The organism is Bradyrhizobium sp. (assembly GCF_035701725.1).
GTDB lineage: Bacteria > Pseudomonadota > Alphaproteobacteria > Rhizobiales > Xanthobacteraceae > Bradyrhizobium.
In genome coordinates, this window is record NZ_DASSRP010000073.1 from 1 (window position 1) to 6,743 (window position 6,743).

At 61.7% G+C, this 6,743-nt stretch carries 9 protein-coding genes, 1 tRNA gene and 1 pseudogene; 4 read left to right on the forward strand and 7 right to left on the reverse strand.

Annotated features, from left to right (window positions below):
- The 5 genes and pseudogenes from VFL62_RS03670 to VFL62_RS03690 all read right to left on the reverse strand — a co-directional run.
- Positions 1-320, reverse strand: a pseudogene (locus tag VFL62_RS03670) (LPS export ABC transporter ATP-binding protein); the annotation flags it as partial.
- A gap of 387 nt (positions 321-707) precedes the next feature.
- The gene (locus VFL62_RS03675; protein ID WP_325171021.1) at positions 708-1,412 is read right to left on the reverse strand and encodes an LptA/OstA family protein; all 705 of its coding nucleotides are present in this window, start codon (positions 1,410-1,412) and stop codon (positions 708-710) included.
- 4 nt (positions 1,413-1,416) lie between these two features.
- A complete protein-coding gene (lptC, locus tag VFL62_RS03680) occupies positions 1,417-2,148 on the reverse strand; it encodes an LPS export ABC transporter periplasmic protein LptC (protein WP_325171022.1) in 732 nt (243 codons plus the stop codon).
- A gap of 247 nt (positions 2,149-2,395) precedes the next feature.
- A complete protein-coding gene (locus VFL62_RS03685) occupies positions 2,396-3,022 on the reverse strand; it encodes a ribonuclease D (protein ID WP_325171023.1) in 627 nt (208 codons plus the stop codon).
- A 151-nt stretch (positions 3,023-3,173) separates the two neighbouring features.
- Positions 3,174-3,332, reverse strand: a complete 159-nt coding sequence (locus VFL62_RS03690) for a hypothetical protein (protein ID WP_325171024.1) — start codon at positions 3,330-3,332, stop codon at positions 3,174-3,176.
- 164 nt (positions 3,333-3,496) lie between these two features.
- Between VFL62_RS03690 and VFL62_RS03695 the strand changes: the two genes are divergently transcribed.
- Positions 3,497-3,745 (forward strand): hypothetical protein, encoded by a 249-nt coding sequence (locus tag VFL62_RS03695; protein ID WP_325171025.1) that lies wholly within the window; start codon positions 3,497-3,499, stop codon positions 3,743-3,745.
- A gap of 167 nt (positions 3,746-3,912) precedes the next feature.
- Positions 3,913-4,251, forward strand: a complete 339-nt coding sequence (locus VFL62_RS03700; protein WP_325171026.1) for a hypothetical protein — start codon at positions 3,913-3,915, stop codon at positions 4,249-4,251.
- A gap of 66 nt (positions 4,252-4,317) precedes the next feature.
- On the opposite strand, the gene VFL62_RS03705 is transcribed toward VFL62_RS03700, so the two are convergent.
- Positions 4,318-4,404, reverse strand: a tRNA-Leu gene (locus VFL62_RS03705).
- A 143-nt stretch (positions 4,405-4,547) separates the two neighbouring features.
- Between VFL62_RS03705 and VFL62_RS03710 the strand changes: the two genes are divergently transcribed.
- On the forward strand, positions 4,548-5,516 hold the full coding sequence (locus tag VFL62_RS03710; RefSeq protein WP_325171027.1) for a complex I NDUFA9 subunit family protein: 969 nt from the start codon (positions 4,548-4,550) through the stop codon (positions 5,514-5,516).
- A gap of 159 nt (positions 5,517-5,675) precedes the next feature.
- Here VFL62_RS03710 and VFL62_RS03715 read toward each other — a convergent pair whose 3' ends face one another.
- Positions 5,676-6,482, reverse strand: coding sequence for an undecaprenyl-diphosphate phosphatase (locus VFL62_RS03715; RefSeq protein WP_325171028.1), 807 nt, complete (start codon positions 6,480-6,482; stop codon positions 5,676-5,678).
- 79 nt (positions 6,483-6,561) lie between these two features.
- On the opposite strand from VFL62_RS03715, the gene VFL62_RS03720 reads away from it, so the two are divergent.
- Positions 6,562-6,743 (forward strand): hypothetical protein (locus VFL62_RS03720; protein ID WP_325171029.1); only part of this gene is annotated, 182 nt, incomplete at its 3' end.

Genomic DNA, 6,743 nt, shown 5'->3' on the forward strand with positions numbered 1-6,743 from the left:
ACCACCTTGCGGGTGCCAAAGCTCTTTTCCACGCTATGCACAGCCAGGTATCCGGCCCTCGGCGCCGATCGGGGCGGCGCCGCGCCGCCCGGTCTGGGTGCGGCTTTCGCGGGCGAGGGACGCTGTGCCGGCGGCTTTTCAGCCCGCGGCAATTCGAGCGTGGGCGATGGCGCAGCGCGGGCGAGCGGCGGCGCATCGCGCACCGCGCTTGTCAGCATCTGGCCCATGCTGTCACCAAGAGCCGTGATGTCTTCGCGCGAGCGCGCAAAGCCCTTGCCGCGGTTTGCGGGGCGCCGCCGGAACATTCCGAGTAGATCCATCATCCCCGCTTTTGTCCGCGCTCTCGAAGGATTCCGTCCTTGCCGGCCAAGGCGACCGATTCGCCTTGTTCGGCATGAATGAACGGGTGTTCCCTAGCGCCCACTTTCCGAAGTCCGTATCAAACCCTCAACACCCACCTACCACGAACTTCGGAAAGTCTTGGGCACTAGCAAATCACGATTCCAGTGCCGCTTTCCATTTGAAGTTCCTGGATCGAATTTGCCGCTTGCAGTGCAGGAACCTTCAAATAGGCGGCACTGGTCCAGCCGGACCAATCTTGAGTTTCGTAAAGCGCGTGCGACCCCGGGAGGTAAATACAGTCTGCCACCGCCGGCTTCAACCTCGCCCCGGCCGCATTTTCACTAAAGCGCTGGCATCGCTCTGATTTATCTGGAATGCGTAGGCGGAGGCCCCGGCGGCGGCGTTCCCGGGGATGTCGGCCCGGGACTGTTCTGATTGGACGGCAGGAACAGGCCCTGGACCCGGCCGGATTCCGATTCGACGCGGCTGACACCCGTCGTCATATCGACCAGCAGCTTGTCGCCACGCAGCACGTTCTTGCCCTGGGTCAGCACCACGGGGCCACCGCCACCCAGCATGGTGATGAGGTTGGTCTTGGTGTCGAACACCGCGGTCTCGCCGGTCACCACCTGATCCTTCTGCGTCACGACCACATTGCCCTTGGCTTCGAGCCGCTTGATTGAGGAGGCGCCGCCGGGACCGGGTGTCGCCGACTGCATCGGCGCGGACTTCGCCGACGTCTTGCTGTTACTTGCCGGCGCCGCGTTTGCATCTTTCGATTCGTAGAACACGACCAGCGTCTTCGAGGTCATGGTGGTGTCGCCTTGCACCACCTTCACATTGCCTGAAAACGTCGCTTCCTTTTTCTTGTCGCGCATTTCGAGCGAGGCGGCCTCGATCTGAATCGGCTGATCGCGATTTTGCGAGAAACCCTGCATCGCGTTGGGCACGCCGGTCATGGTGCTTTGCGCCGAGGCCTGGCTCGCGGGCAACACCGCGACGGCGAACGCCACGCAGGCGGCGCGAACCAGGGTGCGGGGTCTGCTGATCTCCTTGAGCAACGGCGTCATCGGGTCACTTCGCGCTGGAGGATTTGACGCTCGGCCGCGCTTTCGCGGGCTTGGGCGGCGGAGCGGGCTCAGGCGCGGCATCGGCCGCCGGCGGCATCTTGTCAATGTTCATCACGACATGACCATCGAAGCGAACGACTTCGCCGCCACCCAGGACTTTCATCGTGTCGGCGGAAATTTTTCCGTCGGCCCATTTGACATCGACATGTTCGTCGGACGTCACCGTTCCCTTGCCCATATCGACGAAGGCCTGGCTGAGCCAGGCCTCATACCCGGCGGTGGTTTGCACGTAGATGTCCTTGTGCAGGTCGAGCGTTTGCTGCTTGTTGTCCATCATCCCGTTGACCGCCTCGAGCGTGACGGTCGATTGGTCCTCCATCAACACCTTTCCCCGTAACGTCTTCAGTTCGACGTGATCCGGATCGGTCACGTCCTGGGTCGCGGTCTTGGCCCACACCTCGTAGGGCCGCCGGTCCTGCGAATAGCCCGACAAATGCGGTGATTCCATCGTGATCTTGGTGCCGGAGATAACAAGGTTGCTCATGTCAACGGGCAACTTGGGCAGCAGCATGCGGAACGGATTGAACACCGAGACCAGAATGATGGCGGCGAGGGAAAGGATGACCGCGCCGGGTACCGCGATCCGCAAAATGCGGACGATTCGGCTGTGGCGCGCCGCGACTTTAAAGCGCGCCTCCATGCCGGCGTCGTAGGCGGGATTCTGGACCGAATTCAAAGGGGCTCCGATTCCGACGTTCGTCAGCAGCCGAACATTTCCGACTATTTTACCCGGATAACACGGGATGGCCCAGCCCGCCTGCGGCCCAGTACTTTCAGGACTGTGTTCGAAAAGGGGCGACCACCCGTCGACCCGGCAATCGCTTCACCGTGCCTGAGCGATACTGCAACAAGGCTCGGCCATTCACATACGAATGTTATCGGGCTTTCTGACGGCGCGGCGCCTTGATCACGCCCGCCACGCGTCAGGAGTGCGCGAAAATGTCCTCGGCTTCCCAGCCCTGCAGGTCGAGCCTGGCGCGCGTCGGCAGGAAGGTGAAGCAGGCCTGCGCCAGCTCCGTGCGCCCTTCGCGGGCCAGCATCACATCGAGCCGCTCGCGCAAGGCATGCAGGTGCAGAACGTCGGAGGCAGCATAGGCAAGTTGCGCTTCCGTCAAGGTCGCCGCGCCCCAATCGCTCGATTGCTGCTGCTTCGAGAGTTCGATGTTGAGCACCTCGCGGACCAGGTCCTTCAGGCCATGTCGATCGGTGTAGGTGCGCGAAAGCCTTGAAGCGATCTTGGTGCAATAAACCGGCGCCGGCATCACGCCGAAAGAGTGATAGAGCGCGGCGAGATCGAAGCGCGCGAAATGAAAGATTTTCGTGATTTTCGGATTGGCGAGCAGCGCTTTCAAGTTCGGCGCATCCGCCGCGCCTCGGCCGTGATCGCGCGGAATCTGCACGACGTCAGCGCTGCCGTCGCCATTCGACAATTGCACAACGCAAAGCCGGTCGCGGTGCGGATTGAGCCCCATGGTCTCGGTGTCGATGGCCACTGCGTCGGTATAGCGGGTTAGGTCGGGCAGGTCGCCGCGATGCTGGCGTACGGTCATAGGCAGGGGCCTCGGGATGCGGATAGCGGATATTTAGAATCGGACGGTTAGCCCCAACCTAACGCTCAACCTCCTCAGAGGCGAGCGGGCGGAAGCGCCCTTCGCGCGAATTACGCCGGAACGTGGTGGTCGAAGTGCCTGGCGAGGCGGATCAGGCGATCTCGCTATCCGGCCGCTTCGGCGGCTGCAGTTCGCTGCTATTGGCCCAGCGATCCAGGTTCTCGATGATTTTCTGGTGGCTCGGACGTCGCGGCTTTGGCGCGTTGGGCTCCTCGGACAGCGCACGTGGCAGCTTGATTTGGTCCGTCATGACGGCTCTCTCCCTGACCGGAAGCATGGCCCTCACCACACCTGAAATCAAGTACTAACTTATTGTTTCTATTATATTTTTTGCTAAATTAACGGAATTTGGGGAACCGCCTGCATCTTGATGCATTGAGTAAGTTACTCATTGATCTAATTGTGGGCAAAGACATGACTGATCTACGTGGCGAACGATTGCAGGTCATGCTCGCGCCGGAAGAGCTGGAAGCGATCGACGATTTCCGTTTCAAGCACCGGATGCCGACCCGGGCGGCGGCGGTGCGCGAGCTCTTGAAGCTCGGTTTGACGGTGCTGGGTACCGACGGCGGGGCCGGCATGAAATCCAGCAGTTACGGCGTGTTCAACCGGGGTCCCGAGGGCCACCGGCAAGGCGAAATCGAGCCGGACGGCGCTTCGTGACGTCCCGGGTCGCGCGGCGTGGTTACCGAATCCTTGCAAACTGGCAGCTTTTACCGGGCTTTTGAGCCATTCCGCTGACCGGTTGTGTACCGGTTTTGCAGGCACAAGGAGCGCTGGGCGATGCCGATGATATGGTGTCACCCTCACTCACGCGTCAACGGCAGCCCATGATCACGGTCCATTCCAAGCCTTCGATTGAACCTCACCGCAAGAGCGGATGGGAACTTGTTCTCTGGACAGGCGACGCTTTCGATTATTCGACCCCGTTCCGCGACATACTGACCGACATTGCGGCGGTGCTGAACCGGGATGCGCCGACGTCGGTCGAATTGCCGGGCTATGAAGCGATGGAGGACGATGTCCGGGGCGTGCTTCGGTTCGGCAATGAGTCGATCGGCATCTACTACGAGCACTCGCTCAGCTATCTCTCGCTGATGAGCGAAAGCCCGAAAACGCTGAACAAGATTTGCGACCGGCTCCAGCCGCTGGTGGCGCTGGCCGCCTAGGCCGAACGGCACCGCCGGCCGTGGGGGACGCTCGGCCTATTCCTCATCGATTTCGCGAGAGAGGGATGGTGCCCAGGAAAGGACTCGAACCTTCACGACTGTTAGGTCACTGGCACCTGAAGCCAGCGCGTCTACCAATTCCGCCACCTGGGCATGGGGCGGCTAGTTAAGGTTCGGCCGCGCGCTTGTCAAATTGCAGTTTGGCTCATTGAAATAGGCTGTACAGAAATTCGGTGATGGCGTATCCGCAAAAGCGCCGAATCTCAGCTCCTTCAGACCCAAAGGCACCCGAAAACATGGCATCAAACCTGGAAACCCTGGTCACGGTTTTTGGCGGGTCCGGCTTTCTCGGCCGCGCCGTGGTGCGGACGCTGTGCAAACGCGATTATCGCATCCGCGTGGCGGTGCGCCGGCCAGAGCTCGCCGGTCACCTGCAGCCGCTCGGCAGGGTCGGCCAAATCCATGCCGTCCAGGCCAACCTGCGCTATCCGGCCTCGGTCGAGGCCGCGATGCGCGGCGCCGAGGTCGCCGTCAACCTCGTCGGTATCCTCGCCCAATCCGGCGCGCAGACCTTTGAGGCCGTGCAGGCCGAGGGCGCCGGCACGGTAGCCAAGGCGGCGGCCGCCGCAGGCGCACGGATGGTGCACGTTTCGGCGATCGGCGCCGACGCCAATTCCACGTCACACTATGCCCGCACCAAAGCCGCTGGCGAGCAGGCCGTGCTGTCGACCATTCCCTCCGCCACCATCTTCCGCCCATCGGTCGTGTTCGGCCCCGAGGACGAGTTCACCAACCGGTTTGCAGCGCTGGCGCGGATATCGCCGGCTTTGCCGTTGATCGGCGGCGGCACCACCAAATTGCAGCCGGTCTATGTCGGCGACGTCGCCACCGCCGTTGCGGACGCCGTCGACGGCCAGACCAAGGCGGGTGCGACCTACGAGCTCGGCGGCCCGGAAGTGCTTTCCATGCGCGAGATCATCGAGACGATCCTGGAGATCACCGGCCGCAATCGCATGCTGGTGTCGCTGCCGTTTGGGCTGGCGAAATTGCAGGCGCTATTCCTGCAATTCGCGCCCGGCGCGTTCAAGCTGACGCCCGATCAGGTCGAGCTTCTGCGCAGCGACAATGTCGTGTCCGAAGCCGCGAAGTCGGCAGGCCTGACGCTGGAAGGGCTCGGCATCGCGCCGGATTCGCTGGAAGGCGTCGCGCCGCAATATCTCTGGCGTTTCCGCAAGGCCGGGCAGTTCACGCACAAGAGTGCGTAGGGCCTTTCTCAACGACCACATCGAACTCTTGGACGTCGTCATGGCCGGGCTCGTCCCACCCATCCACGTCTTTGCGCGTGGAGAAAACACCAGACGTGGATGCCCGACACAAGGCCGGGCATCACGGCGAACGGGAAATGCTTCGTCGCTACGAGGCCGTCACCTTCCCATCGCCAGCGCAATCAGGCCGAGCGTGCCGACCACGACGCGCCACCACGCAAACAGCACGAAGCCGCGGCGCGAGACGTAGCCGAGAAACGCCTTCACCACCACGATCGCGACGACGAACGAAACCACGAAACCGATCGCGACGGTGCTCAAGTGATCGGATGTCATCTCGGCGCGGTTCTTGTAGAAGTCGTAGGCGAACGCGCCGATCATGGTCGGTATGGCCAAAAAGAACGAGAATTCCGCCGCCGCGCGCTTGTCGGCGCCCAGCAGCATCGCCGCGACGATGCTGGCGCCAGAACGCGAAACGCCGGGAATCATCGCCAGGCACTGCGCAACACCGATCCACAAATAGGTAAGCAGCGGAAATTTCGTGGCGTCGTGTTCGTGCGGATCATGATCGATCTGATCGACCCAGAGCAGGATCGCGCCGCCCACGATCAGCGAGAAGCAGACGACCCAGGGATTGAACAGAACTGCCTTGATGTATTTGCCGGCGATCAAACCGACGATCACGGCGGGCAGAAACGCGATCAGGACGCCGATGACGAAGCGGCGGTCATCGGCATTGGAGAACATGCCAAGCGCGACCTTCCACAGTTTGGTGAAATAGAGCCCGACGATCGCAAGGATCGCGCCGAGTTGGATCAGCACGACGAAGCTGTCCCAGAACGCCCCCTCGCCCAATCCGAAGAAACGGTTCACGAGCAGCATGTGTCCGGTCGAGGAGACCGGCAGGAATTCCGTGATGCCTTCGACGATGCCGAGAATTACCGCCCGTAGCGAATCAGACAGCATGACCTAAGCGCCCCTTTTCAAGGTTGGTGATCGACGTCACAGCATACGGTTGAGACCGCAATGAACATTGCGGCCGAAAATGGCCCAAATCTTCTCGCTTATTCGGTTCGACGCCGCAACGGCAAAAACACGCGCGCAAAGGGTTGCCACGGTCGAAACCTTGGGTAGTTTGGCGACGCAACTCATCAGGACTTCATTCCCGGGACTTCATGTTCACGCTGTTTCATCACCCGTTCTGCCCGCATTCACGCTTCATTCGTC

Excerpts from the sequence above, each read along its gene's own strand:
- VFL62_RS03685 (WP_325171023.1), bottom strand. The coding sequence starts at position 3,022 with ATGACCGTACGCCAGCATCGCGGCGACCTGCCCGACCTAACCCGCTAT.
- VFL62_RS03700 (WP_325171026.1), top strand. The coding sequence starts at position 3,913 with ATGATCACGGTCCATTCCAAGCCTTCGATTGAACCTCACCGCAAGAGC.
- VFL62_RS03690 (WP_325171024.1), bottom strand. The coding sequence starts at position 3,332 with ATGACGGACCAAATCAAGCTGCCACGTGCGCTGTCCGAGGAGCCCAAC.
- VFL62_RS03675 (WP_325171021.1), bottom strand. The coding sequence starts at position 1,412 with ATGACGCCGTTGCTCAAGGAGATCAGCAGACCCCGCACCCTGGTTCGC.
- VFL62_RS03715 (WP_325171028.1), bottom strand. The coding sequence starts at position 6,482 with ATGCTGTCTGATTCGCTACGGGCGGTAATTCTCGGCATCGTCGAAGGC.
- VFL62_RS03695 (WP_325171025.1), top strand. The coding sequence starts at position 3,497 with ATGACTGATCTACGTGGCGAACGATTGCAGGTCATGCTCGCGCCGGAA.
- VFL62_RS03710 (WP_325171027.1), top strand. The coding sequence starts at position 4,548 with ATGGCATCAAACCTGGAAACCCTGGTCACGGTTTTTGGCGGGTCCGGC.